A 24,536-nucleotide genomic window follows, 5' to 3' on the forward strand; every position below is an offset into this window, starting at 1 on the left:
CCGATCCGGTACACCAAACCGGCGTATTTGAGGTATGAGCGGCGAAGTCGCCGCCGCGCGGTTGCGTCCTGCCTGCCGGCCGGCAAGACTGCACCGCGATGGCCGTGGACTTCCCCGTACTGATCGCCGGCATGCTGCGTGCCACCGACGCCGGCCGGCACCCGAAGCCCGCGGTACGGGAGCTGCTCATCGCGCTGTCCGACGCGCTCGGTGCGGCCGGCGCCGCGTTCGCCGTCCCGGGCGAGGGCACCGCCCGGATCGTCGCGGTGAGCCCCGGCGCGGCCTGGTCGCTGGGCCGCACCATCAGCGCGGGCTCCGCTGCGGACCCGCCCGCGGTCGACACCGCCGGCGCGGTCACCGTCGCCGTACCCGACGCCGAGGGCCGCCCGGCCGGTCTGGTGCGCCTGTACCTGCATCCCGACCGGCGGCTCGACCGGGACGCGCAGGACGCGGTACGGCTGGTCGCCCGGGCGCTCGGCGCGGTCTGCCCGCCGGCGATCGACCCGCTGGTCGCCGCGCTCGCCGACGGCCTGGCCGTGGTCGCCGTGGACGGTACGGTCCGCAGCTGGAACCCTGCCGCGCAGGTGATCACCGGTCGCGCCGCGGCGCAGGCGGTCGGCCACCCCATCCCGTTCGCGGTGCCGCCACCGGGCCGGACCGCTGAACTCGACCTCCCCGACGGCCGGGTGCTGTCGGTGTCGTGTACCGCGCTCTCCGGCTCGGCCGACCATGTGGTGACGTTCCGGGACGTCACCGAGGCGCGGCGGCGGGAACGGGCGAAGGACCTGTTCGTCGCCACCACCAGCCACGAGCTGCGCACGCCGGTCACGGTGATCCGCGGGTACGTCGACACGCTGCACCGGCGGTGGGACCGGCTCGACGACGACACCCGCCGCGACCTGGTCCGGGCCATCCACGAGCGCGCCGACCGGCTGGCCGTACTGGTGGACCGGCTGCTGCTGGGGGGCGACGAGGAGCGGGTCGACGCGCTGCTCGAACCGCGTGAGTTCGACCTGCTCGCGGCGCTGTCCGAGGCGGTGGCGCGGTTGGGCCCGGAAGAGGCGGCGCGGCTGCGGCCGGCGCTGCCGGACCGCTTGCCCCCCGCGTACGGAGATCCGGACAGTGTACCCACCGTACTGACCGAACTGGTCCAGAACGCCCACAAATATTCCCCTGGCGGCGGATTGATAACGCTGACGGCAGGTGCGGACGACAACACAGTGTGGTTCGAAGTAGCCGACAGCGGCATCGGGGTACAGCCGGAGGACACCGGTCGCGTCTTCGACCGCTTCTGGCAGGCGGAACGGACCGACCGGCGCCGGTTCGGCGGCGTCGGCCTGGGGCTTTACCTGGTGCGGCGGATCGTGGAGGGCCAGCATGGCTGGGTGTCGTTACGGCGGCGTAATCCGGACGGAACGGTCGCTGAGGTACGGTTGCCTCGCGCAGGCGTGTGACGTGTGGGGAGAGGCGTGAACGTGACAGCTGGCGTTGGGGAGCGTGCTCGGCACACCTTCGTGCCGCACCACGCCCGCGGCGCGAGCCTCGCCCGCACCCACCTGCTGTCCGGCCTCCGGGCCGCCGGCGTCGACGCCGAGTTGGCCGGCGACGCCGTGATGGTGGTCTCCGAGCTGGTCGGCAACGCCGCCCGGCATGCCCGCGCGCTGCGCGACACGCTGATCGAGGTGTCCTGGTCGGTCCTGCCGGACCGGGTTCAGGTGGCGGTCATCGACGGCGGCTCGGCCGAGACGCCGACGCTGCGGTCGGCCGACTGGGATGCGGTCGACGGCCGCGGCCTGCAGATCGTGGCCGCCCTCGCGTCCCGCTGGGGCGTGCAGACCGAGGACGGTCGGCGCCGCGTCTGGGCCGAACTCGTGGCCGCCACCGACGCCGGCCGCCTCGCCATCTGACGACACCGACCCTTCCGGGTGGGCCGCCTGCCGGGGTCACCGGCCCCGGAGTGGCTTCTCGGGGAGCGACCGGTCGGTCGCGTACCGTATGCCGGTTGTGGGTGACCCGGCGTAACCGCCTAGGCTGGCGTGCCGTGAGCAAGCGTCGCCGAAACAGTGCCTCCCGCGCCGAGCGCCGGGAGAAGGTGCGCGACATCTTCGTCGCGCGTCCGTTCGAGGGTCTGGCCAGCGAGGCCGATTGGGTGGCGCTGCGGGAGCTGGTCCCCGCGGCGACCGCGCCGCTGCAACTGTCCGCCGAGTACGCCGCGAAATACCCGGACCGGCAGGTCGTCCTGGCCACCGTGCTGCCGATGGCCTGGCCGGCGATGGTCCGCGGCGATGGCACGATCCTCGTCGGGCTGCAGCGCCAGTTCCAGTCCGGCGACGTCAGCCGCGACATCGCCGCCTCCCTGCTCAGCGCGCTGGACACCGAGGTCGGCCAGACCGTCGGGGTACCGGCGCTGCCCGGCCCCGGCCCGCGGCTGCAGGACGTGCTGGTCGACGGACCGCTCGACGTGACGATCGAGACCGGATTCGAGTTCTGGATCGCCCCCGGCGCCGACGAGGACCCCACCGTCAAGGCCAGCCTCGACCAGGCCAACGAGTCCATCTACCCCACCGAACACCTCACCGCGGCGCCCGGCGCCTACTGGTGCCGGGTACCCGACAAGGCGCACGTGCGCTGGGTACTCGCCGAGGACGAGGACCCGGCGCTCGACGCGCTGGCCAAGCTCGCCGCTGCCGGCGCGCTGACCCTCGGCGACGGCACCCGGTTCGCCGGGATGTTCCGCGCCCACGGGCTGCTCGTACCGGTGTGGGACGTGCCCATCGACCGGCCCGGCGCCGACTGGGAGGAGCCGCTCGCCGCGGTACGCGACGGGTACCAGCGGCACCTGGACGCCGCCGAGCCGCTGACCGCGGAGGAACGGCGGTCGCGCCAGGGTCTGCTGGGGCGTCAGTTCACCCTGCGCTGAAAAGGGGGGTGGGGCACCTCTTTGCGCTGAGGTGCTCCCGAAGCGCCGGTGCCCGGCTCGCGCGCGTTGCTGGCGGCGTCCCCCTGTTCGCGCTGCGTGCGCTCGTGCTGGTGGTGTAAAGGCCACCTCTGTTCCTTCTTTCACCCCTCGTGGGGGAACCGTGGGGAGCGGGCTTCGCCCCTCCCCACACCCCTCCCCATCAAGGGGGCAGTCGCCCCTTGACAATCCCCCACCGGAAAACCAGTGATCAGGAAGGACGCCGCCTGGCCGCTTCGGAGCTACGGGGTGTCGGTGCGGCCTACCCATCGCCGCCGAGCCCGCCACGCCAAGCCAACCCGCTTGTGGGCCGCCAGGACACGAAGCGACGCGACGCGTTGCGAGGCGGGCGTTGCCGTGATGGACATGCCCGGCCGGTTCCCCGGTCTTCTTCGACGCACGCTTGGCGTCGATGGGCATCGTCACCGGGCCTGCCAAGGGGATGGCCAAGGGGAATCCCCTTGGCGGGGAAGGAGCGCGAGGAGGGGGCGAAGCCCTCTCCTCGCATTCCCCACGCGGGGTCAAAGCGTGAACAGAGGTGGCCTTTACCCCCGCACGCCGAGCGCGCAGCGGCGAACACGGGGCTCACTCCGCACGCCGAGCGCGCAGCGGCGAACACGGGGCTCACCCCGTACCCCGCACGCGTAGCGGGGTCGGAGGGGCGGCGACGAGCGGGCATCGGCGCGTCGGGGGTGTACCTCGGCGCGTAGAGGTGCTGGTGTGGGCTAGCGGGTGAGGAGCAGCTTGCCGAGGTGGGAGTTGGACTCCATGACGCGGTGGGCTTGGGCGGCGTCCGGGAGCGGGAACGTGTCGGCGATGACGGGGCGGACCGCGCCGGCGGTGACGAGCGGCCAGACGTGGGTACCGACCTCGCCGACGATGGCGGCCTTCTCGGGCAGCGGCCGGGCGCGCAGTCCGGTGACGGCGAGCGAGGCGTTGCGGGCCATCAGCAGGCCGAGGTCGAGCTCGGCGGTACGGCCGCCCTGGAAACCGATGACGACCAGCCGGCCGTTGCGGGCGAGCGCGGTGACGTTGCGGGTCAGGTACTTGGCGCCGATGTGGTCCAGGACGACGTCGGCGCCGTGTCCGCCGGTGGCGTCGGCCAGCGCGGCGACGAAGTCGGTCGTCGTGTAGTCGAACACCTCTTCGACGCCGAGGTCGCGCAACGCCTGGTGCTTGACGGTACGGGCGGTCGCGTACGGGATGGCGCCGAGGGCGCGGGCGAGCTGGATGGCGAAGGTACCGATGCCGCTGCCGCCGCCGTGCACGAGCAGCGTCTCGCCGGCGCTCAGGCGGCCGACCTGGACCAGGTTGGACCAGACGGTACAGGCGATCTCGGGTAGCCCGGCCGCGTCCCGCAGCGAGACTCCGGCCGGGACGGGCAGCACGGTGTCGGCGGAGACCGCGACGCGCTCGGCGTACCCGCCGCCGGGCAACAACGCGCACACCTCGTCGCCGAGCTGCCAGTCGGTCACGTCGGCGCCGACGGCGAAGATCCGGCCGGAGCACTCCAGGCCGAGATACTCGGGCGCGCCGGGCGGCGGCGGGTAGAGCCCACGCCGCTGTTGGATGTCGGCCCGGTTGACGCCGGCCGCGACCACCTCGATGACGACCTCGCCCGGCCCCGGGGTCGGGTCCGGCACCTCGGCCCAGTCGAGTACCTCGGGGCCGCCGTCCGCGTTCCTGATCACCGCATGCACGCCGCCACCGTACCGCCGCGGGGGTGGCCGGTCCGCGCGGAGTGCGGCCGGCGACGTTCTAAGCTCGGCGACCGTGGAGACCATCGAACGTCGGGACACGCCGCGCGGCGAGCTGGTGTTGCGCCGGGACGAGCAGACCGGCCGGTACGAGATCATCAGCAACGGCACGTTCCTGATGGACACCTCGGACGGCCGGTCCGAACGGCTGCTGGTGACCGAGGCGCTGGCGGCGAGGACCGCGCCGCGGCGGCTGTTGATCGGCGGCCTGGGGGTCGGGTTCTCGCTGGCGCAGGCGGTGGCGGACGGGCGGCTGACCGAGATCACCGTACTGGAGCGGGAACCGGTGGTGCTGGAGTGGCAGCGCACACACCTGTCCCGGTTCTCCGGCGACGCGTTGGCCGATCCGCGCGTCACCGTACTGGTGGCCGACCTGGTGCGGTGGTTGGCTGCCGATGCGCCGGCCGACCGGTACGACGCGATCTGCCTCGACATCGATAATGGTCCACAGTGGACGGTCGTGCCGGGAAACGCCGCGCTGTACGACGTGGCGGGCCTCACCGCTGCCCGGGCCGCGCTCGCGCCCGGCGGTACCCTCGCGGTGTGGAGTGCGGCGGCGGTACCGGCGTTCGAGGCGACACTCGGCGAGCTGTTCGACCAGGTACGGGTGCTGCCGGTCGAGGTGGCCCGCGGCGAACCGGACGTCGTCTACCTCGCCCACCGCGCCGCCTGACGGCATCACATCGACCATCACTGCATCGATGCCAGAATGCGGTCGAGTGTCCGGCGTCCCATCCGGCTCATCGCCGGGTTACTCACGACGTAGTACCAGACGGCACCCATCGCCTGTTGGAACGCCCACGCCTTGCCCCGCTCCCACTCCAGATCGTCACAGGCCAGCGCTCGCCGGAGCACGTCCCGCGGGCCTGACTGCAACAGGTGCCAGGCAGCGACCAGATCCAGCGCCGGGTCGGCCGCGGCGAAGCCGCCGGTGTCGAGTACGCCGCTGAGCCGGCCTTCCGCGACCAGCACGTTGCCAGGAATCAGGTCGCCATGGCTCATCACGTCGGCGCTGGTGCGTGGCAGCTCGCGAAAGTGGCTCCACAACTGGCGCAGCCGGGGCACGTCGAGCAGCTCCGTACTGTGCTCGAAGCACTCCGCCATCCAGTCGTCGTGGTGCGCGAGAATGCCGCCACGACCCTCGCCGCTGAACAGCCGCCCCCGCGTCTCGGCCCCCCGCAGGGACGCGATGAAGGCCGCAAGGTCCTCGGCAAAAGCGGCCGACCCGCTCGGGTCGGCATCTGTGGCGACCGTTCCCGGCAGCCAGGTCTGGACCGACCATGGCATGGGGTAGCCCGCTCCGGGCTCGCCCAGCGCGACGGGTTCCGGGGCGGGAAACCGAGACACGTGCGCCAGTTCCGCGCTCGCCCTCGCTTCCTGTTCCAGTACCGCCAGCGTCTCGGCAGGATCGGCCAGGCGCAGCGGGAATCGCGCAGAGAGGTCGGTCCCGATGCGGAAGATGGCGTTGACCGTCCCTGTCGATGCCAGGGGTCGGATCGTCTCGCCGCTCCAGCGCGGGAACTGTTGTCGGACCAGGGCCGCGACGATTTCGGTGGTCACGTCCAGTTGGTCAGCGTGCATGGTCACTTGCGCAGGCCCTTCCACCGGCTCGATTCGAAACGCCGGGAGCAGGCTAGGCCAACCGCGACGACAGCCGGTATGGATTTACGCTGGAGCTACGGCGACCCTCAGTCCGCCAGCAGGGACTGGCCCCAGTACTCGTGGTCGCCGACGCCGCCCGGGCACGCGTACAGCCCGGAGCCGACGTGCGTGATGTACTCGTTCAGCGCGTCGTGCGCGCTCAACTTCCGTTGCAGCGCAACGAACTGCGACCGCGGATCACGCTGGTAGCAGAGGAAGAACAGGCCCGCGTCGAGCTCGCCGGACGAGGCGATCATCCCGTCGGTGTAGTTGTACGCGCGGCGCAGGATCTGCACGCCGCCGTTGTTCTCCCGGGCGGCCAGCCGCATGTGCGCGCCGACCGGGATCGTGGGCGAGCCGTCCGGGTTCTTCGCCGCGAAGTTCGGCTTGTCGAACTCGCTGCCGCCGGTCAGTGGCGCCCCGGTGTACTTGTGCCGGCCGAAGACGTTCTGCTGGTCGGTGAGGAAGTCCCGGTCCCACGCCTCGATCCGCATCCGGATCTTGCGCGCCACCAGGTAGCTGCCGTCCCGCATCCACTTCTGGTCGGTGTCCGCGCCGACGAACACCCAGCGGTCCATCGTCTTGGCGTCGTGGATGTTGCGGGTGCCGTCCTTGAACCCGAACAGGTTGCGCGGTGTCTCCTGCTTCGCGCTGGTCGACGCGGCCCGCCCGAAACCGAGCTGCGACCAGCGCATGACCACGGTGCCGCGGCCCAGCCGGGCCAGGTTGCGGATCGCGTGGAATGCGACCATCGGGTCGTCCGAGCAGGCCTGGATGGCGACGTCGCCGTTGCTGTTCTCGGTGTCCAGGTTCTCTCCGGCGAACTTCGGCAGGTCGGCGAGCGCCGCCGGGCGCTTGGCCGCCAACCCGAACCGCTGGTCGAACAGCGACGGGCCGAACCCGATCGTCACGGTCAGGTTCGCCGGCTTGCTGCCGAACGCCTCGCCGGTGTCCGCCGGCGGTGCCGTGCCGAGCTTGTTCTCACCCGGTACCGGCTTGCCCTCGCACATCGCGCGGGCTGCCGCCGTCCAGGTTTTCAGCAACTCGCGCAGCGCGTCCCGGTTCTGCGCCGGGGTCCCGTCGACGGTCAGGTCGTACGCGGCGAACGCCAGCCGGTCCTGCTGGGCGGTGGCGATCCCGGCCTGCCGGGCGCCGCCGAACGCCACCATCGCCGGTGCTTCGGTCGGCGCGTCGGCGTCCGAACCGCACGCGGTCAGCGTGCCCGCCGCGGTACCGGCCACGGCCGCGGTGCCGAGCGTCAGCAGCCCGCGGCGCGAGGTACGAAACCGGTCCGTCATCGGCGATCCCTCCCCAGAACGTCCACTGTGGACGGTCAGCCCGTCACCTTCGCGGCGACCTGGGACAGCGGCTCGGCGAGCGCGTCCACCTGCTGCGTCAGCGTCCGGCGCTGCGCCTGCGTCACCGTCGAGTAGTCCACGTACTTCGTTCCGCTGTAGTCGCCCGCGAGCGGCTTCAGCGAGTCGAACACCTGCGCGTACGCCGAGTCGACCTTCTTGGCCAGCGCCGGGTCGATCTTGTCCAGCGCCGGCTTGAGCAGCTCGAACGCCTTCTGCCCGCCGGTCACGTTCGCCTCGAAGTCGGTCAGATCCGTGTGCGAGTACCGGTCCTCCTCGCCGGTGATCTTGCTGGACGCCACCTCGTTGAGCAGTTCGGTGGCGCCGTTGGCGAGCTGCGCCGGCTGGTACTTCGCGGTCGCCACCAGCTTCTTCAGCTTCGCGACGTCGGCGTCCAGCTTGTCCGCGACCGGCTTCATGCCCTTGGTGGACTTGTCCTGCCAGAGCGCCTTCTCGATCCGGTGGAAGCCGGTCCACTTGCTCGGGTCGGTCACGTCGTTGGCGCGCGCGTCCACGTCCGGGTCGAGGTTGCCGAAGCTCTCCGCGACCGGCTCGACCTCCTCGTAGTAGTACCGCGCCGACGCGTACAGCTGTTTCGCCCTGGCGATGTCGCCGGCCCGGACCGCGTCGGTGAACTTCTTCGTCGCCGGTACCAGCTTGTCGACCTCGGCGACCACGTAGTCGTGGTACCCGGTGGTCGCCGACGCGAGCGCCTTGCGTACCGCCGGGTCCTGGCTGGCGTCCGCCGCGGTGCCGGTGACCGTGAGGTTCCAGTGCTCGGTCTTCGCGTTCGGGCAGTAGATCTGGTACTTGCCGGCCTTGAGCTTGAGGGAGAACGTGCCGGACAGCCCCGGCGTCAGGTTCTCCTTCTCGCCGACGATCACCCCGTGCTGCAGCAGTTCCGCCTCGCTGACCTTGCTGGCGTTCTCGTTCTTCACCTGGAACGTCACCGCGCCGGCCTTGATCTTGGCCGGGGACGGCTTGCAGCCGCCGTCGGTCAGCGACACCTTGACCGTCGTCGCGCCCTTCGCGGCGGCGTCGTCGCCGCCCTTCTGGCAGCCGGTGGCGAGCAGGCCGACGGCGACCAGCCCGGCCGGTACGCCGACGCTCAGCGCGCGCAGCGATCGGGGTCGAGGCATGACGGGGTACTCCTTGGGATGTCGTGTTCGAGGGGCGTGTTGCTCAGGCCGCGTCGACGGGCGCCGGCGCCGGCTGGGTGGACTTCTTCGCGGCGGGTGCCTTCCGGCGCCGCGGCCAGGCGACGTAGCACAGCATCGGTACCGCGTACACCAGCCAGCCGATCGCCTCGATCACCGCCGGCCGAGCCTGCCAGCCCAGTACGCCGGTGAACAGCGACTCCAGCACGGTGCCGGGCCGTACCAGCCAGGTCAGGTCGACGGCCGTGGCCTGGCCGACGTTGAGCCAGCCGGCCTCGTGCGCGGTGTGCAGCGCGGTCATCACCAGCCCGGCGGCGACCAGTACCAGCACCAGCCCGGTGGCGGTGAAGAACCGCGCCATGTTGAGCTTCACGCCGCCGCGGTAGATGCCGTACCCGATGGCGAGGGCGATCAGGATGCCGAGCACCGCGCCGATCGTGCCGGTCGCCACGCTGGTGGAGTTCTGCAGTACCGAGACGAGGAAGACCGAGGTCTCGAACCCCTCGCGGAGCACGGCGAGGAACGCCATCGCGACCAGCGCGCCCGCCGACCCGCGGGCCAGGGCGTCCGACGCCGCGCCCTCGAGGTCGCGCTTCATGTACCGGGCGTGCTTGGACATCCAGAGGATCATGAAGGTGACCATGACGACCGCGAACAGGCCGATCACGGTCTCCATGCCCTCTTGGGCCTGTTGCGGGAGTTCCTGCGACAGGGTGACCAGCCCGACGCCGATCAGCAGGCAGAGCACGACCGCGGCGGCCACGCCGATCCACATCTGCCGTAGCGCGTCGCGCCGGCCGTTCCGGCCGAGGAACGCGGCGATGATGCCGACGATCAGCGCCGCCTCGAGCCCTTCGCGCAGACCGATCACCAGCGTCGGAATCACCGCTGTCGCGCCTCCTTGCGCCGACGTGTGTGGTTCGCCCGTCCGGTATCGACCGGCGGCGATGGGCGAGCACCGCCCGCTCAAACGAGGTCAGGCTAGCCTAACTATCTCGACAGTACAACGTGGGGGTGCTGTGACGGCGCACTCCGTGACCTGCGGCCGCTCGCGGTCCGCGCCGCGACGCTGCAAGACTCGTACCCAGGCGGGACGATCTGGGGGGTATGCATGGGCGGGCACGAGCCGGTCGCCGAGGTCTGGCGCGGTGACTTTCTGGAATCCGAACACCACGGCTCGGTGGTGGCGCTCGACGCCGACAACCGACCGGTACTTGCCGTCGGCGCGCCCGACGTCCCGGTCTACCCGCGCTCCTCGAACAAACCGATCCAGGCCACCGCGATGCTGCGCGCCGGCCTCGAGCTGGACGGCGAACTGCTCGCCCTGGCCAGCGCCAGCCACTCGGGCGAGCCGTACCACCTCGACGGCGTGCGGCGCATCCTCGCCGGCGCCGGCCTCACCCCCGACGACCTGCAGAACACGCTCGGGCTGCCGCTGTCGACCGAGGCGCTCGCCGCGCACTACGCCGCCGGCCGCGGCCCCGAGCGCATCACCATGAACTGCTCCGGCAAGCACGCCGCGATGCTCGCCACCTGCGCCACCGCCGGCTGGCCGACCGAGAACTACCTCGACCCGGGCCATCCGCTGCAACGTGCCGTCCGCCGCACGCTGGAGGACCTCGCCGGCGAGCCGGTCGCCGCGGTCGGTGTCGACGGCTGCGGCGCGCCGCTGTTCGCGGTGTCGCTGGCCGGGCTGGCCCGCGCGTTCGGCCGCATCGCCACCGCACACTCCGGTACCCCGGAGGGCCGGGTCGCCGCCGCCATGCGCGCGCACCCCGAGTACGTCGGCGGTACCGGGCGGGACGTCACCGAGCTGATGCGCCTCGTGCCGGGGTTGATCGCGAAGGACGGCGCCGAAGGCGTGTACGCCGCCGCGCTGCCGGACGGCCGCGCCGCCGCCCTCAAGATCGCGGACGGCGCCGGCCGCGCCCGCCCGCCGGTACTGGTCGCGGCGCTGCGCGCGCTCGGTGCCGACCTCACCGCCGTGGATGCCCTGCCGGCCGAGACCTCGCTGGCCGCCCCGCCGGTACTCGGCCACGGCGAGCCGGTCGGCGAGATCCGCCCGGCCCAAGCTCTGGCGCCGCGCAGCATCGCCCGGCCGTGACGGGCTGGCCGTTCGACGCCCGGCGGCTTGCCCGGCCGTGACGGGCTGAGCGTTCGGCACCGGCGGCTCGCCCCCGCCCGGTGGCGCACCCCGCCGGGCCCGACCAGGTCGATGCCTGACGGTTTGGCCAATCTGGGGAACTCTGGCAACCGATACCGGGCCATTCGGACACCTTCCTCTCCGTAGTGTTCACATTGCTCGACGTGGTTTGCGTCGTAGGGGAGAAGAGCATGCCGCGCGTGACCGGCCGATGATCCGACCGCTGACCAGACTTGTTCGTACCCGCGTCGCGATCCTGGGCTGCGTCCTGCTCACCGCGGCGCTGGCCGGGGTGGCGAGCCATCCGGCCGGTACCGCTGCGGCGCCGGCCCGCGCCACACCGGAGACGGTGCCCGGCTCACCCGGCAGCCCGCAGCCGCCGAGCCCGGTGTTCACCGAGAACTTCGAGAACCGCCAGTCGACGCTGCCCGTACGCCTGGCCGACTACACGGGCACGACCGGCATGACGTACACGGCCGACCCGCCCTGGCCCGTCAACTGCAACGGGTGGATCGCCGCGTTCGACGACCCGCCGGGCACCAACTCCGCGGTGGCGCCGCAGGTACGGGACTGCACGCCGCTGCCGGGCGAGCCCGGCTCCTCGGGCCAGACCGCGTGGAACCAGGTGCGCCAACTCTCCCGGGCGCTCGGCCAGCTGAACGGGTCCACCGACCCGAACGCCGACCACGCCGTCAGCGCGTACACCAACGGACCGGTGAACAACGGAAACCCCGGCGCCGACAAGGTCGAGTTCCACACCGAGCAGCCGATCCCGATCACCGCCCGCGGCCGGTTCCTGACGTTCTCCGTGAACGCCGCCGAAACCGGCTGCACCGCCAACCACAACCACGCCCTGCTCAACTACTTCCTCGTCGACGGCACCACGTCGATCCCGGTGAACGACCAGCCGATCGACCCGTGCACCAGGGGAACCCAGGTCTCGCCCGGCTACTTCGCCGGCACCTTCACCTGGGACGAGCCGTTGCTGTTCACCGGCGACGCGGTCGGCCTGAAGATGGTCAACGCGCAGGGCAGCGGGAACGGCAACGACCACGCCTTCGACGACATCCGGCTGCTCGACGTGACGCCACAGCTGGGCAAGTCCTTCACCCCCGACCGCACCGAGGTCGACGGCAGTTCGGTGCTGACGCTGACCATCACCAACACCGACGACCTGCTCGCCAAGGAGGGCTGGCCGTTCACCGACACGCTGCCCGCCGGGCTGACGCTCACCACCCCGGCGGACGCCAGGACCGACTGCGCCGCCGGTACGGTGCACGCGACCGACGGCGGGTCGAGCATCGGGATCACCGGCGGCGCGCTGTACCGGCGGGGTCGGTTGGTCCCGTCGGCCCGGGCCGGCGTCGGCGCGCCCGACGATCCCACCCCGGTCGGGCACTTCTTCGTCGCCTTCGACCAGCCGGCGCCCGCCGGCGAGCCCGGGTACGGCCCGTTCATCGTGGTCACCTCCGCGCACTCGGAGGCGATCTCGGACTGGGCGGGCTCCGGCGACGCGGTCGTCGGCATCCGCGGGCCGCTCGGCGAGGACGGCCGGATCGGTACCGCGGGAGCCAGGATCTCGCACGGCTGCATCCGCCTGCACGACCGGTCGTTGCGCCGGCTGAAGGGGGTACCGCCCGGCACCCCGATCGACGTGCTCCGCTGATCTCCGTACCGCCCAGGCGGGCCGGGTTCGGTGCCGCCGCTCGGGCCGCCCGCCCGGCCGGCCGGCCCCGCACGGGGCCCGGTGAGACGCCCCCTGGTACCGCACGGCATCGCCCGGCCATGACAAACTGGATCCGGCGCCGCCCGCGGCGCCTCGGAGGGCTCGCCTAGTGGCCGATGGCGGCGGTCTTGAAAACCGCTAGGGCGGTATCCCCGTCCTCGTGGGTTCGAATCCCACGCCCTCCGCTCATCGGGCAAAACGCCCCTCTAGCCCCGGGCCGGCGCCGGCCCGGGATCCGGGGCCGTCAGCGGGCGGGTACGGCGGTCGCCGGCGCGGCGAGGTGGCGGGTCGGGCGGCGAAGGTGCCAGGCGACGGCGGCCAGGGCGGCGATCGCCAGGCACAGCACGGTTTCCAGGGCGGCGCCACCGGTACCGATGGGCGGCATGATCGCGTCGCTGAAGTTCCACGCCGCGTGCAGCACGATCGCGGCCCAGACGCCGCCGCGCAGGTGCTCGGAGACGAACAGCGCCAGGTACGTGATCGGGTAGACCATCACGAAGAACAGCGCGCCCTGGATCGTGAACAGGCCCGTGCTGTGCTGACCGGTACCGACGAGGAGGAACAGCGGCAGGTGCCACAGTCCCCAGGCGGTGCCGAGCACCGCGACGGTGCTGCCGCGGCCGAGGCGATCGCGCAGCCGCGGCTGGGCGTACCCGCGCCAGCCGAACTCCTCCGACAGCGGCCCCGACACGAGCGTGTACGCCAGCGCACCGAGCGGACCGCCGACACCGGCCACGACGACTCCGGCGTGCCGGACGAGCTGCGGCACGTCGCCGCCGTGGAGGAGGAGGGCGGCGAGTACCGGTGCGGCGGCGCCGAGCAGCAGGGCCGCGATCGGCCACAGGCCGAGCCGGACGCCGGAGGGCCGGCGGCGCCTCCCACCGGCCAGCCACAACACCAGTGCGGCCAGCGAGGGACCGCTCGCCGCGAAACCGAACACCATTTGCGCGGGGCCGTGGTTGACATCCACCCGTAGCACCGCGAGCACCAGCCACGGCACCCACGACAGGCCCAGACACACCAGCGCGAACGGCAGCAGCCGCCGCAGACTCGTTCTCAGCACGGTCATCTCCCTCGTTCGGCGTACCAGGATCACTCTGGCGTCCGCGAGGGCAGGCGGCCATGGCGGTAGCCGGACGACCGCGGCGGGGCTAGCCGGACGAGCGGGGCGGGGCTAGCCGGACGAGCGGGGCGGGGGCTTCCCCCCGACGTCGAGCCGCCGCGCGACACTCGACGTCGACGGGTGCCGCGCGGTGGATCGGTTACTGGCCCGAGTCTGCGGTACCGATGTCGACGAGCCAGGCGATGCCGTAGCGGTCGACGCAGGCACCCATCTCGTCGCCCCAGGGCTGCTTCTCCAGCGGAACGGTGATGGTGCCGCCGGCCGACAGCGCCTCCCAGTACCGGCGCAGGTTGGCGGCGTCCGCGGCCGGGCCGCTGATGCTGATCGAGATGTTCTGCCCCGGCCGGTACTCCATGCCGGGCGGGGTGTCCGCGGCCATCAGGTGGAAGCCCGTCGGTGTCTCGAGCTGGCTGTGCATCACCTTGTCCGCGGCCGGGCCGGTGTCGCCCATGTCGCCGAACGTGCTCACGGTCAGGTCGCCGCCGAGCGCGCTCCGGTAGAACTCCATCGCTTCGCGGGCGTTGCCGTCGAAGCTGATGTACGGGTTGAGGTTCGAGGTCATCGCGAGATCTCCCTCGCTGTCGAGTGACGTGTGCGTGCGTGCGTGTGCCGGAGCCGGCACGCCGGCCGGCCCCGCTCCCGGGGCCGCGCGGGCCAGTGGCCCCGGCGCCGATCCTGCCAGTACGGTCCGGCACCGCGGGCCGGATCGAGCGATCGTCCGCACTATTGTCAGCCCATGTGGTTGACGGTGGTGGGTTGTTCCGGCTCGGCGCCGTCGGCCGATTCGGGGTGCTCGTGCTATCTGGTCGAGATGGACGGCTTCCGGCTGGTGCTGGACACCGGTTCCGGCTCGGCTGGCCCGTTGCAGCGCTACGTGGCGCCCGCGGACGTCGACCTGGTGGTGCTGTCGCACGCCCACTCGGATCACTGGGTCGACCTCACCCAGCTCTGGTACCTGCGGGAACGCTCCAGTGACCGGCCGCTGGAGGTGGTCGGGCCGAGCGACCTGCCCGAGTTCGTGTACGCCGAGGCCGAGACGATGCACGCCCGCCGCGCCACCGCCGAGCCGTTCTGTGCCGGCCCGCTGACGATCCGGCAGGCGGCGGTACCGCATGGCGAGTGCTGGGCGACCCGGGTCGGCGATGTGTTGTGCTACACCGCGGACAGCGAGCCGTGTACGGCGCTGGACGAGCTGGCGGACGGCTGCCGCGTGGTGCTGGCCGAGGCGAGCGGGTTCGACGCGGCCGGGCCGCTGCGTGGCCACCTGACCGCCGGTGACGCCGGCCGGCTCGCCCGGCGTTCCGGCGCCGAACTGTTGGTCCTCACCCACCTGCGGTCCTGGCAGGAGGCGCCGGCGCTGCTCGCCGAGGCCGCCGCGATCGCCGACTGCCCGGTCGTCCTAGCGGCCCCCGGCCTACGCGTAGCCCTCTGACCACCGCCCACGCCGTTGATCACCGCCGCCACCGTTGATCAGCGCCGCCACCGTTGATCAGCGCCGCCACCGTTGATCAGCGCCGCCACCGTTGATCAGCGCCGCCACCGTTGATCAAGGGATTCGTGCACATCGTCGGGGAACGACGTGACGCGATCCCTTGATCAACACCAACGGCCCTTGATCAACAACTTCGGCCCTTGATCAACGGACGGGTGGGGCAGCGGTCAGTGGTTGACCTTGAACCAGGGTTGGGTCCAGCCGAGGTAGGGCTTGCCCCACTTCTGCTTGATCTCCTTGATCGTGGTGGTGGTGTACGTGCCGTTGCCGTGGATGTCGTTGGAGACGAACTTGCCGCCACCGATCGAGATCATCACGTGCCCGGCGCCGCCGCCGAAGAACGCCAGCCCGCCGGCCGGGACCTTCGTCGACCCGGCGTGCTTGTACTTCTTGGGCACCTGGGTCCAGTGCACGTACGCGGTGGTGGAGCCGGACGCCGAGAAGCCGTACGCGAGGGCCACGATGTGGTCGCACCGCCGGTAGTAGCCGCTGTGGTACCTGGTGGTGCGGTGGTTCTTGGCCCAGGTGACCGCCTTGGCGCAGCCGCGCGGGTCACCGGTGCCCTTGGTCGAGCACTTCGTCGAGGTGGACGAGGAGCCGCACAGCTTGGCGACCCGGCCGTCCGAGCCGGTGTAGACGTAGGTGTCGCTGACGTAGCCGCCGGAGACCCTGTCCCACAGGTCGCTCGTGCCGTACCTGCCGGTGACCTTGTCGCCGTGGGTCTGGCAGCTGATGCTCACCGTGGCGCCGTTGCGCACCGAGCCGACGATCTTCGAGCTGGTGTGCGGCCCGGACCGGACGTTCAACGACTTGCCGCTGCTGGTGTGCACGGTCGCGGCCGACGCCTGCCCGGCGACGAGTACCGCCGCCAGCGCTGCCGCGCCGACCAGGCCGGCCCGGGTGACGAGTCGGCGCATCGACCGGGGGTGACTGGATCTGCTCATGGGTTCCTCCACATCGCAGCCGAAGCACGACGACCCGCCCGTACCGACCCAGGGTCGGAAGGGCGGGCCGTGTCGGCAGCGTAGGAGAAGGATCTGCCTGATTTCTCCAGTGTCGGCGGGGCAGTCGGGCCGGCCCGTCACGGCAGGGTCAGCCCGGCGTCACCGTCAGTCGAGCATCAGGTTGTAGTAGGCGCTGACGAGGCAGAGGGCGACCGCGGCCAGGGTCACCACGGTGTAGCCGATCCGTCCCGGCAGCCGCCACCAGCGACGTACCCAGGCGAGTACCGAACCGGTGAGCAGCAGGGCGGTGAACCCGAACGTGACGCGCAGCAGGACCGGTGCGGCGTGCAGCACGGCGGAGTCGTTCAGCGTGATGTGCTCGTTCAGGGCCGCCGCGTCGCTCATCACCATGGCGAACAGTGTCAGGAACGCGAACGCCGACACGGTGGCGCCCCAACCACCCCAGCGTGCCAGGTTCGCCAGCAGCCCGGCGCGGCGTTGCACGATCGCCGCGATCGGCCAGGCGACCAGCGCGTACGCCAGGATCAGGATCGCGGCGATGAGCAGCTCCAGGTGCAGCATCGGCGCCTGGTACCAGGCGAGCCGCTGGTAGGCGGCGCTCGGGCTCTCGGAGTCGAGCAGCACGTCGCCGTCGAAGGCCAACCGCGCGTCCCCGTCGCGTTCGGCGAAAAGCCCGTGCCCCAACGGAATCCAGTGCTGCTCGGACACCGCCGGGTTGTCCGACAGCCCGGTGGTGGTCAGCTCGTCGTCGTGCGCGGTGACGGTTACCGGCGACACCAGCTGGGTCACCTTGGTCAGGTCGTGGTGGTTGTAGCGGGTGGTGCGATAGCTGCCGGCGTAGCGGGACAGGTCGCCGTCGGCGTGCCGGGTCGGCGTCGCCGGGTGCCGGTCCGGGTGCAGTGCCTCGACGACCCGGTCGACCAGTTCGCGCCGCGCGTAGCCGCCGCTGTTGTCCACCCCGTCGCCGTTGTACGCGACGTAGATGCCGAGGTCGTCGTCCGGCAGCAGCGCGACGTAGTCGTGATAGCCGGGCACGTCGCCGTCCTTGGCGATCACCCGGGTGCCGTCGTGCGGGTGCTCCTCGTAGATCAGCCCCATCCCGGGCAGCCGCTTGTCCGGCGTGAACTGCCGGTGCAGCAACGGATTGCCCGGCCGCAGCTGCTCGATCAGGTAGCGGCCGAGGTCGGTCGGTACCGCGGTGACGTTCGGGCCGGCCGGGGTCAGCGGGCCGCGCTGCCCGCCGGTGGCGACGGTGCCGTCGCTGCGGTACCCGGTGGCGAGGTGCTCGGTGCCGTTGGTCAGGCTGGTGTGCCGCATCCCGAGCGGCGCCAGCACGTGCTCCTGCACGTACCGTTCGTACGACTCGCCGGACACCCGCTGCACGAGGTAGCCGGCGAGCGCGACGCCGTAGTTGTCGTACGAGGCAAGGGTTCCCGGCGGGCGCACCCGCGCCGGCTGGTGCTGGGCCAGCCACGGCCCGAGCTTCGGCACCGGCGTACCGGCCGGGGTCGCGACCCCGAGCACCTGATCCTCGAACCCGGAGGTGTGCGTCAGCAGGTTGCGCACCCGGACCGGCCGTCCCGGGTAGCTGTCCCGGATGCGGAAGTCGAGGTAGGTGTTGACGTCCGCGTCCAGGTCGAGCTTCCCGGCGTCGACCAGCTGCTGCACCGCGGTCGCGGTGAACAGCTTCGTCACCGAGCCCAGGTAGAAGCGGGTACGGGCCGGGTCGACCGGGGTGCGCCGGCCCGTGTCGGCCACGCCGTAGCCCTTCGCGTACACCTGCTTGCCGTCGGCGACGACGACCACGGCGGCGCCGGGGATGTGGTCCTTGGCCAGCTGTGCGGTGATCACCCGGTCGGCGGTGCGGGCGACGGTCGTCGTGGTGTCGTCGGCGCGCGCGGGCGTCGCGATGCACAGGCACGCGGCCACCGCCGCGACGGTACCGCCGAGCGCGGTCAAGATCGCCTTCATGCCACCGAACCTAGGGCCGCGGCCATTCCGGACACAGCCGGCGATCCCGTCACTGTCGGGTGGGGGCAACCCCACCCGACAAGGTACGGCCGGGTGGCCGGCGGGTGCTCAGCCGGCGGCGAGCAGTTCGATGGCGCCGCGGCAGCCCCACAGCGGGGCACCGTGGGCCTGGTTGCGCACCGAAACCACGACGGAGCCGATGGTGAACCGGAACCGGTCCGGCGTCACACGGTCGGCCGCCGGGCAGTCGAGGGCACCTCGACTGCGCAGCGAGATCTGCAGCCCGACGGGATACTCCGCGTTGCTCGCGGGGAGTACCGCCTCGGTCAACGGCAGGCTGGTCGGACCGTTCAGCGAGAGGGGTCGACCGCCAGCATCCAGCGCGGTCAGCGTGATGGTGCCGCCCAGCTTGCACGGCTGCGCCGCCTTGTCGTACACGGTGAGGCCGCCGATCAGGTCCGGACCGCCGTGTTGCGGCGGCTCCAGTGCGGAGAACGCGGCCGCGAGATCGCCGGTGGCGCAGCGCGCCGGGCCACCGGGCGTCGTGTGCGGCCCCCCGCTCGGGGATCCACCGGACGGCGAAGGATCGCCGGTACCCGGCGTCGCGGGGGTACCTGCCCGCGGCGTGGCGGCGGTACTCGACGGTGTCGTGGCCAGCGCGCCGGGTGGCGGTGCCGGTGCGCGGGTCGCGACGGCCAGCGCGCCGCCGAACGCCAGCACGACGACGGCCGCCGCCGAACCCACCGCGTACTGCCGGTGGCGGCGCCGCCGGACCCGGTCGGCGACCCGGCCGAACAGGTCCGGTGCGGGATCGGGCCGGCGAGCGATCTCGCGCAACGCCCGGGCCAGCTCCGGCTCACTCATCGGTACCCTCCCCGGCCAGCTCCCGGATCAGCCGGTTGGTCCGCAACCGGGAGAGGGCCTTCGACGACTGGCTCTTGACCGTGCCGACCGAGCAGCCCAAAAGCTCGGCCACCGCTGACTCCGGCAGATCCTCGTAGTAGCGCAGTACCAGCACCATCCGTTGCCGCGGCGGCAGCGTCGGCAGCAGCCGTTCCAGCGCCACCCGCAGCTCCGTGTCCTCGGTCGGCGCGGCCGACTCCGGTACCACGGCGTGCGGTTGCTCGTTGCGCCAGCGGCGGCGCCCGGCGGTGTGGCTGGCGTTGATGAGCACCCGGCGTACGTAGGGGTGCGGATCGCCGCTCGCGTTCACTCGCGCCCAGTGCGGCCACACCCGCGCCAGCGCGGTCTGTACCAGGTCCTCGGCGCGCTGCCAGTCACCGACGAGCAGTCGGGCCAGCCCCAGCAGGTGCTCCTGCCGCGCCGCGACGTAGTCCCGGAACCCGTCCGGTTCCTTGCGCATCGCACCTCCTCGGGATGCCGCTGCCCTACACCACCACCTGGCGGCGGCGCGGGGTTGCCTCCGTTCGCCGCGTTCTTCCGGACGGTGGCACGGCGTCATCGTCCCGGTGCCCGTCGTCAGCCTCGGCAAGCCCGACGCCGGTACCTCTTGTGCGGCGGGCGCATGCCTCCATAGGGTGCGAATCACCGGATACGCGGATGGGTCGGGAGACGGAGGCCGCGATGCTGGTGTTGATCGGTGTGCTGCTGGTGGTGGTCGGTTTCGCGTTACGGCTCAACCCGCTCGTGGTGGTGACGGTCGCCGGCATCGTGACCGGGCTGCTCGGCGGACTGTCGCCGATGGAGATTCTCAACGCGTTCGGCACCGGGTTCGCCGGCAGCCGCTCGGTGACCCTGTTCATCATCGTGCTGCCGGTGATCGGCCTGATCGAACGGTTCGGCCTGCAGGAACAGGCGCGCCGGCTGATCGCCAGGCTCGGCGTGCTGACCACCGGTCGGCTGCTCACCCTGTACCAGCTGATCCGGCAGGTCACGGCGGCGCTGGGGCTCAACTCGATCGGCGGTCCGGCGCAGGCGGTCCGGCCGCTGATCTACCCGATGGCGGAGGGAGCGGCGGCCCGCCGGTACGGTCGGTGCCGCCGACGATGGCCGAGAAGATCAAGGGGTACGCGGCGAGCGCCGACACCGTGGGCGTCTTCTTCGGCGAGGACATCTTCGTCGCGATCGGCTCGATCCTGCTCATCACCGGCTTCGTCGATTCCACGTACGGGCTGAAGCTCGACGCGCTGCACGTGGCGCTGTGGGCGATCCCGACGGCGATCTGCGCGTTCGTCATCCACGGTGCGCGGCTGCTGTGGCTGGACCGGCAGCTCGATCGGATGGCCCGTGACCTCGCGCCGAAGCGTGAAGCGGAGGTGCCGCAGCCGTGATCAAGGTCGAGTGGTTCTACTGGCTGTGCGGCATCATCTTCCTCGGCGTCGCCGCGCTGACCGCCGGCGACCGCAGCAACCCGAAGCGGTACGGCAGCGCCGCGTTCTGGGCGCTGCTCGGGCTCTCCTTCGGGTACGGCACGTTCGTGGTGCACAAGACGGCACCGGCCTGGCCGCTGGGCGTCGGCGTCCTGGTGATGGCCGCGCTGGTGGGCACCCGGCAGCTGTCCCGCGGTACCGCCGGCGGGCCGAACGACGCGCAGCGCAAGGCCGGCGCGGACCGGTTCGGCAGCCTGCTGTTCGTCCCTGCCCTGGTGATCCCGGCGGTCGCGGTGCTGTTCGCCGCGGTACTGGTGAAGGTCCGCATCGGTGCCACCCCGCTGCTGGAGACCGGTTCGGAGACGCTGATCGGGCTCGGCGTGGCGGCGATCGTCGCGGTCGCGGTGGGACTCGTGATGCTGCGGCCGACCGCCGCCGACGGCGGCGTGCTCGCCCCGATGCGGGAGGGTCGCCGGCTGCTGGAGGCGATCGGCTGGGCCGCGGTGCTGCCGCAGATGCTCGCCACGCTCGGCCAGCTGTTCACCGCCGCCGGCGTGGGTACCGCGGTCGGCAAGGTGACCAACCACGTGCTGCCGCACGGCTCGCTGATCGGCGGCGTCATCGTGTACTGCCTGGGCATGGCGCTGTTCACCATCATCATGGGCAACGCGTTCGCGGCGTTCCCGATCATGACCGCGGCGATCGGCTGGCCGATCCTGATCCAGCAGTTCCACGGCAACCCGGCCGCGGTGTTCGCGATCGGGATGCTCGCCGGTTTCTGCGGCACGCTGTGCACCCCGATGGCCGCGAACTTCAACCTGGTCCCGGCCGCCCTGCTGGAGATGCGCAGCAAGTACGGCCCGATCAAGGCGCAGATCCCGACCGCGATACCGCTGCTGCTCTGCAACATGGCGCTGATGTACGTGTTCGCCTTCGGGGTCGTCGGGTGAACCACCTTTTCTCGTGGCCCGGTGAGCACGGTGGAGGCGCGGCATGAGCGAGCGTGAACGAGCGAGTCACGGGTGGTGCGCGTGCGTGCGCCGTGTCGTGGCGGAGTGCCGTGGGGGTGCAGTGTGAGCGTGTTGGTGACCGGGTTCGAGCCGTTCGGTGGGGCGAGCACGAACCCGTCCTCGGCTGCGGTGTCCACGATGGACGGTGTGCACACGGTGGAGCTGCCGTGCACGTTCGGTGGCTCGATTCCCGCGCTGCGCGCCGCGATCGACCGGTACCAGCCGGAACTGGTGGTGTGCGCCGGCCTCGCCGGCGGCCGGGCCGGGCTGTCGGTGGAGCGGGTGGCGATCAACGTCGACGACGCACGCATCCCGAACAACGCCGGCACCCAACCGGTCGACGAGCCGGTCGTGCCGGACGGGCCCGCGGCGTACTTCTCGTCCCTGCCGATCAAGGCGTGCGTCGCCGCGCTGCGCGACGCCGGCATCCCGGCCGCGGTGTCGCAGACCGCCGGTACGTTCGTCTGCAACCACGTGTTCTACGGCCTCGCGCACCTGATCGCCACCGAGTTCCCGGCGGTGCGCGGCGGGTTCGTGCACGTCCCGTACGCACCGGAGCAGGTCACCGACGGCTCGGCACCGAGCATGTCGGTCCCCGACATCGCCCGCGGCCTGCGCATCGTGGTCGACACCGCACTGTCGTCCACTGTGGACATCGCGGTTTCCGGCGGGGCCGAGCAGTGAGCGACCGGTTGGCGGAGCTTGCCGGAACCCTCGCGGAGACCGCGATCCGCAACATCCGCACCGAGTTCCCGTACGCGAGCCAGCACGTCACGACCGGCCCGGACGACACCTGGCGGCCCCGGCGGCTGCATCCGGCGTTCGGTGGCGCGTACGACTGGCATTCCTGCGTGCACATGCACTGGCTGCTGATCCGGCTGCGCACCGACTATCCACAGTGGATCGAGGTGGGCGCGGTCGAGGCGGTGCTCGGCGAGACGCTGACCTCGGCGGCGATCCGGGTCGAGGCCGAGTACCTGCGCGCCCACCCGGAGTTCGAGCGGCCGTACGGGTGGGCCTGGGCGTCCGTGCTCGCCGCCGCCGCCGACCGCTGCCCGGCCGGGGCACGCTGGTCGGCCGCGCTCGCACCGCTGGCCGACGCGGTGCCGTCACTCGCCCTCGGCTGGCTCGACCGCACCCCGGAGCCGGTCCGGCACGGTACCCACGCCAACACCGCGTTCGCGCTGTCGCTGCTGCTCGACGCCGCACACGCCCGCGGCGACGAGACGCTGGCCGCCCGCATCCGCGACCGTGCGATGGACTGGTACCGCGGGGATCGCGACTACCCGATCGGCTGGGAACCGAGCGGCCAGGACTTCCTGTCCGCCGGCCTGTCCGAGGCCGACCTGATGCGCCGGGTCCTGCCCGCCGACGAGTTCCCGGCCTGGCTCACCGGCTTCCTCCCGCCGGCCGACGGGGGTCCGGGCCGATCGCCCGGGCTGCGACCGGTCGTGCCGCTCGACCCCGGCGACGGCCAGCAGTCCCACCTGTACGGGCTGGGGCTGTCCCGCGCCTGGCAGCTGCGGGCGATCGCCGCCGCGCTGCCGGCGAGCGACCCGCGGGTGGCGTCGTTTCGTACCGGCGCCGCGGCCGAGACGCAGCGCTGCCTCGGCGCGCTGACCCACGGCAGCTTCCTCACCGCGCACTGGCTCGCCAGCTTCGCCTTCCTCGCCCTCGCCGACGACCCGGGTACCGTGGGGTCGGACCAGGAGGGAACGCGATGAAGCTCAAGCTCGACCTGCACGACATCTTCAACCGCGGTCAGGACATCGATCGCGCCCTCAACGACATCATCCAGGAAGCCCTGACGAAGAAGGCCACCCTGGTCGAAATCATCCCCGGCAAGGGCTCCGGCCAGCTCAAGAAGCGGGTGTTGCGCTTCCTCGACCGCCGTGACATCAAGCCGCTCTACCACCGCGTCGAAAAGGACTCCCGCAACTTCGGCCGCCTCTTCGTCCACTTCCGCCACAAGTAGGGGCGCCGCCGGTCGTGGTCCCGCCGGGACCGGACGGGCCGTCACGCGGCGGGCAGCTGCAGGTGCAGCAGCACGATCGACGGGACGTCCATTGCCACCGTGGCGGCGTCGGGCACCTGGTCGAGGAGTTCCCAGCTCACCTCGGTCGGCATCGGCGGCCGTACCGCGGTCCGTTCGGGCCGGGGTGCATGCGGCTCGGCACAGTGCCGGAGCTGGAAGCCGAGCGGCAGCGCGGCCGTCAGGTACGCGCTCAGGGGCCGGTGGTACTCGACCAGGATCGAGCGCCGGCCGTCCGGACCCGCCGCGCGCGGCAGCGTGGGACGCAGGCACGACAGCACCTGGTGCGGGTCCGACACGACGAGGTGCCCGCCCGGCCGGAGTACCCGCGCGAACTCGGCGAACACCGCGGCGAGGTCCGGCGCGTGGCAGAGGGCCAGCGCGCACACCACCAGGTCGACAGAGTCGGCGTCGAGCGGGAGCGCTTCGAGCGGGCCCCTGCGCAGATCCAGCTCGGGCAGCTTGGCCTCCGCGACCGCGAGCATCCGCGCGTTGGCGTCGACTCCGATGACCCGGTGACCGAGCCCGGCGAGGTACCCGGCGTGCCGGCCGGTGCCGCAGGCCGCGTCGAGAGCGGTACCGACGGGCAACGCGGCCAGGATCTCGCGGACCAGCGGCTGTTCGAGCTCGATCATCGAGTTCGCTCCGTCGTAGTGCGCCGCCCACTCGTCGTACACCTCGGCGGTGTCGATGTTGCCCGGCACCGCGTCCAGGCCGGCGTTGTCGCGCAGCGTCGGATCGGCGAGCAGCGCGCGGATCTCGGCGATCCGCGCCTCGACGTACGCCCGGTCGCCGGTGCCGTCCCGCATCCCGCGCAGCAGCGCGGCACCTTCCACCCCGAGCAGGTACCCCAGCGGGCTCAGATAGGTCACCCGCGA

General features: G+C 72.0%; 23 protein-coding genes, 1 tRNA gene and 1 pseudogene. 13 read left to right on the top strand and 12 right to left on the bottom strand.

Annotation, left to right across the window (positions count from 1 at the left end; genetic code table 11):
• Positions 1 to 98: 98 nt before the first annotated feature.
• The 3 genes from Asera_RS06400 to Asera_RS06410 all read left to right on the top strand — a co-directional run bounded on the left by Asera_RS06400 (position 99) and on the right by Asera_RS06410 (position 2,920).
• Entirely contained in the window at positions 99 to 1,454 is a 1,356-nt protein-coding gene (locus tag Asera_RS06400) for a PAS domain-containing sensor histidine kinase (protein ID WP_030445413.1), read from the top strand.
• A gap of 21 nt (positions 1,455 to 1,475) precedes the next feature.
• Complete coding sequence (locus Asera_RS06405; RefSeq protein WP_169745815.1) at positions 1,476 to 1,907, top strand: ATP-binding protein; 432 nt, start codon at positions 1,476 to 1,478, stop codon at positions 1,905 to 1,907.
• A gap of 134 nt (positions 1,908 to 2,041) precedes the next feature.
• Positions 2,042 to 2,920: a DUF5926 family protein gene (locus tag Asera_RS06410; protein WP_030445415.1), complete on the top strand. Its 879-nt coding sequence runs from the start codon at positions 2,042 to 2,044 to the stop codon at positions 2,918 to 2,920.
• A 761-nt stretch (positions 2,921 to 3,681) separates the two neighbouring features.
• Here Asera_RS06410 and Asera_RS06415 read toward each other — a convergent pair.
• Positions 3,682 to 4,656: an NAD(P)H-quinone oxidoreductase gene (locus Asera_RS06415; protein WP_030445416.1), complete on the bottom strand. Its 975-nt coding sequence runs from the start codon at positions 4,654 to 4,656 to the stop codon at positions 3,682 to 3,684.
• A 73-nt stretch (positions 4,657 to 4,729) separates the two neighbouring features.
• Here Asera_RS06415 and Asera_RS06420 point away from each other — a divergent pair, with 73 nt between their 5' ends.
• Positions 4,730 to 5,386 (top strand): spermidine synthase family protein, encoded by a 657-nt coding sequence (locus Asera_RS06420; protein ID WP_030445417.1) that lies wholly within the window; start codon positions 4,730 to 4,732, stop codon positions 5,384 to 5,386.
• A 17-nt stretch (positions 5,387 to 5,403) separates the two neighbouring features.
• On the opposite strand, the gene Asera_RS06425 is transcribed toward Asera_RS06420, so the two are convergent.
• From Asera_RS06425 to efeU, 4 genes are all read right to left on the bottom strand, one after another.
• Complete coding sequence (locus Asera_RS06425; protein WP_244843761.1) at positions 5,404 to 6,273, bottom strand: aminoglycoside phosphotransferase family protein; 870 nt, start codon at positions 6,271 to 6,273, stop codon at positions 5,404 to 5,406.
• A 128-nt stretch (positions 6,274 to 6,401) separates the two neighbouring features.
• Positions 6,402 to 7,652 carry an iron uptake transporter deferrochelatase/peroxidase subunit gene (gene efeB, locus Asera_RS06430; RefSeq protein ID WP_030445419.1) on the bottom strand — a complete coding sequence of 417 codons (1,251 nt, stop codon included), beginning with the start codon at positions 7,650 to 7,652 and terminating at the stop codon, positions 6,402 to 6,404.
• A gap of 35 nt (positions 7,653 to 7,687) precedes the next feature.
• On the bottom strand, positions 7,688 to 8,848 hold the full coding sequence (gene efeO, locus Asera_RS06435) for an iron uptake system protein EfeO (RefSeq protein ID WP_030445420.1): 1,161 nt from the start codon (positions 8,846 to 8,848) through the stop codon (positions 7,688 to 7,690).
• A gap of 43 nt (positions 8,849 to 8,891) precedes the next feature.
• Complete coding sequence (gene efeU, locus Asera_RS06440) at positions 8,892 to 9,752, bottom strand: iron uptake transporter permease EfeU (protein ID WP_030445421.1); 861 nt, start codon at positions 9,750 to 9,752, stop codon at positions 8,892 to 8,894.
• 225 nt (positions 9,753 to 9,977) lie between these two features.
• On the opposite strand from efeU, the gene Asera_RS06445 reads away from it, so the two are divergent.
• From Asera_RS06445 to Asera_RS06455, 3 genes are all read left to right on the top strand, one after another.
• Positions 9,978 to 10,970: an asparaginase gene (locus tag Asera_RS06445; RefSeq protein WP_035295922.1), complete on the top strand. Its 993-nt coding sequence runs from the start codon at positions 9,978 to 9,980 to the stop codon at positions 10,968 to 10,970.
• Positions 10,971 to 11,220: 250 nt separating this feature from the next.
• A complete protein-coding gene (locus Asera_RS06450; protein WP_051802002.1) occupies positions 11,221 to 12,675 on the top strand; it encodes a L,D-transpeptidase in 1,455 nt (484 codons plus the stop codon).
• Between the two features lie 155 nt (positions 12,676 to 12,830).
• Positions 12,831 to 12,920 (top strand) — tRNA-Ser (locus Asera_RS06455).
• Between the two features lie 59 nt (positions 12,921 to 12,979).
• Here Asera_RS06455 and Asera_RS06460 read toward each other — a convergent pair.
• Both Asera_RS06460 and Asera_RS06465 read right to left on the bottom strand, forming a co-directional pair.
• Positions 12,980 to 13,798 (bottom strand): CPBP family intramembrane glutamic endopeptidase, encoded by an 819-nt coding sequence (locus Asera_RS06460; RefSeq protein ID WP_157034721.1) that lies wholly within the window; start codon positions 13,796 to 13,798, stop codon positions 12,980 to 12,982.
• A gap of 199 nt (positions 13,799 to 13,997) precedes the next feature.
• Positions 13,998 to 14,420: a VOC family protein gene (locus Asera_RS06465; protein ID WP_030445425.1), complete on the bottom strand. Its 423-nt coding sequence runs from the start codon at positions 14,418 to 14,420 to the stop codon at positions 13,998 to 14,000.
• 174 nt (positions 14,421 to 14,594) lie between these two features.
• Here Asera_RS06465 and Asera_RS06470 point away from each other — a divergent pair, with 174 nt between their 5' ends.
• The gene (locus Asera_RS06470) at positions 14,595 to 15,290 is read left to right on the top strand and encodes an MBL fold metallo-hydrolase (RefSeq protein WP_211255520.1); all 696 of its coding nucleotides are present in this window, start codon (positions 14,595 to 14,597) and stop codon (positions 15,288 to 15,290) included.
• Positions 15,291 to 15,517: 227 nt separating this feature from the next.
• Here Asera_RS06470 and Asera_RS06475 read toward each other — a convergent pair whose 3' ends face one another.
• The 4 genes from Asera_RS06475 to Asera_RS06490 form a co-directional block, all read right to left on the bottom strand.
• Positions 15,518 to 16,294, bottom strand: a complete 777-nt coding sequence (locus tag Asera_RS06475; RefSeq protein ID WP_211255521.1) for an SH3 domain-containing protein — start codon at positions 16,292 to 16,294, stop codon at positions 15,518 to 15,520.
• Positions 16,295 to 16,459: 165 nt separating this feature from the next.
• Positions 16,460 to 18,286, bottom strand: coding sequence for a serine hydrolase domain-containing protein (locus Asera_RS06480; RefSeq protein ID WP_051802004.1), 1,827 nt, complete (start codon positions 18,284 to 18,286; stop codon positions 16,460 to 16,462).
• A gap of 108 nt (positions 18,287 to 18,394) precedes the next feature.
• Positions 18,395 to 19,150: a hypothetical protein gene (locus Asera_RS06485; RefSeq protein WP_030445429.1), complete on the bottom strand. Its 756-nt coding sequence runs from the start codon at positions 19,148 to 19,150 to the stop codon at positions 18,395 to 18,397.
• Entirely contained in the window at positions 19,143 to 19,649 is a 507-nt protein-coding gene (locus Asera_RS06490; protein WP_030445430.1) for a SigE family RNA polymerase sigma factor, read from the bottom strand. Before Asera_RS06490 ends, Asera_RS06485 begins: the two co-directional genes overlap by 8 nt.
• A gap of 221 nt (positions 19,650 to 19,870) precedes the next feature.
• Between Asera_RS06490 and Asera_RS06495 the strand changes: the two are divergent.
• The 5 genes and pseudogenes from Asera_RS06495 to Asera_RS06520 all read left to right on the top strand — a co-directional run bounded on the left by Asera_RS06495 (position 19,871) and on the right by Asera_RS06520 (position 23,601).
• Positions 19,871 to 20,577 (top strand): annotated as a pseudogene (locus tag Asera_RS06495) (DUF969 domain-containing protein).
• On the top strand, positions 20,574 to 21,566 hold the full coding sequence (locus tag Asera_RS06505) for a DUF979 domain-containing protein (protein WP_030445431.1): 993 nt from the start codon (positions 20,574 to 20,576) through the stop codon (positions 21,564 to 21,566). The pseudogene Asera_RS06495 and the gene Asera_RS06505 overlap by 4 nt, the downstream one beginning before the upstream one ends.
• 123 nt (positions 21,567 to 21,689) lie before the next feature.
• Positions 21,690 to 22,310, top strand: a complete 621-nt coding sequence (gene pcp, locus Asera_RS06510) for a pyroglutamyl-peptidase I (protein WP_035295928.1) — start codon at positions 21,690 to 21,692, stop codon at positions 22,308 to 22,310.
• Positions 22,307 to 23,350, top strand: a complete 1,044-nt coding sequence (locus Asera_RS06515; RefSeq protein WP_084131090.1) for a DUF2891 domain-containing protein — start codon at positions 22,307 to 22,309, stop codon at positions 23,348 to 23,350. Before pcp ends, Asera_RS06515 begins: the two co-directional genes overlap by 4 nt.
• Positions 23,347 to 23,601 (top strand): Smr/MutS family protein, encoded by a 255-nt coding sequence (locus Asera_RS06520; RefSeq protein WP_030445434.1) that lies wholly within the window; start codon positions 23,347 to 23,349, stop codon positions 23,599 to 23,601. The genes Asera_RS06515 and Asera_RS06520 overlap by 4 nt, the downstream gene beginning before the upstream one ends.
• 41 nt (positions 23,602 to 23,642) lie before the next feature.
• Here Asera_RS06520 and Asera_RS06525 read toward each other — a convergent pair whose 3' ends face one another.
• Positions 23,643 to 24,530, bottom strand: coding sequence for a class I SAM-dependent methyltransferase (locus Asera_RS06525; protein WP_030445435.1), 888 nt, complete (start codon positions 24,528 to 24,530; stop codon positions 23,643 to 23,645).
• Between the last annotated feature and the right edge of the window lie 6 nt (positions 24,531 to 24,536).

This window comes from Actinocatenispora sera (genome assembly GCF_018324685.1).
Lineage (GTDB): Bacteria > Actinomycetota > Actinomycetes > Mycobacteriales > Micromonosporaceae > Actinocatenispora > Actinocatenispora sera.

Excerpts from the sequence above, each read along its gene's own strand:
- Asera_RS06520 (WP_030445434.1), top strand. The coding sequence starts at position 23,347 with ATGAAGCTCAAGCTCGACCTGCACGACATCTTCAACCGCGGTCAGGAC.
- Asera_RS06445 (WP_035295922.1), top strand. The coding sequence starts at position 9,978 with ATGGGCGGGCACGAGCCGGTCGCCGAGGTCTGGCGCGGTGACTTTCTG.
- Asera_RS06470 (WP_211255520.1), top strand. The coding sequence starts at position 14,595 with ATGTGGTTGACGGTGGTGGGTTGTTCCGGCTCGGCGCCGTCGGCCGAT.
- efeB (WP_030445419.1), bottom strand. The coding sequence starts at position 7,652 with ATGACGGACCGGTTTCGTACCTCGCGCCGCGGGCTGCTGACGCTCGGC.
- Asera_RS06490 (WP_030445430.1), bottom strand. The coding sequence starts at position 19,649 with ATGCGCAAGGAACCGGACGGGTTCCGGGACTACGTCGCGGCGCGGCAG.
- Asera_RS06465 (WP_030445425.1), bottom strand. The coding sequence starts at position 14,420 with ATGACCTCGAACCTCAACCCGTACATCAGCTTCGACGGCAACGCCCGC.
- Asera_RS06485 (WP_030445429.1), bottom strand. The coding sequence starts at position 19,150 with ATGAGTGAGCCGGAGCTGGCCCGGGCGTTGCGCGAGATCGCTCGCCGG.
- Asera_RS06400 (WP_030445413.1), top strand. The coding sequence starts at position 99 with ATGGCCGTGGACTTCCCCGTACTGATCGCCGGCATGCTGCGTGCCACC.
- Asera_RS06480 (WP_051802004.1), bottom strand. The coding sequence starts at position 18,286 with ATGAAGGCGATCTTGACCGCGCTCGGCGGTACCGTCGCGGCGGTGGCC.
- efeO (WP_030445420.1), bottom strand. The coding sequence starts at position 8,848 with ATGCCTCGACCCCGATCGCTGCGCGCGCTGAGCGTCGGCGTACCGGCC.
- Asera_RS06475 (WP_211255521.1), bottom strand. The coding sequence starts at position 16,294 with ATGAGCAGATCCAGTCACCCCCGGTCGATGCGCCGACTCGTCACCCGG.
- Asera_RS06450 (WP_051802002.1), top strand. The coding sequence starts at position 11,221 with ATGATCCGACCGCTGACCAGACTTGTTCGTACCCGCGTCGCGATCCTG.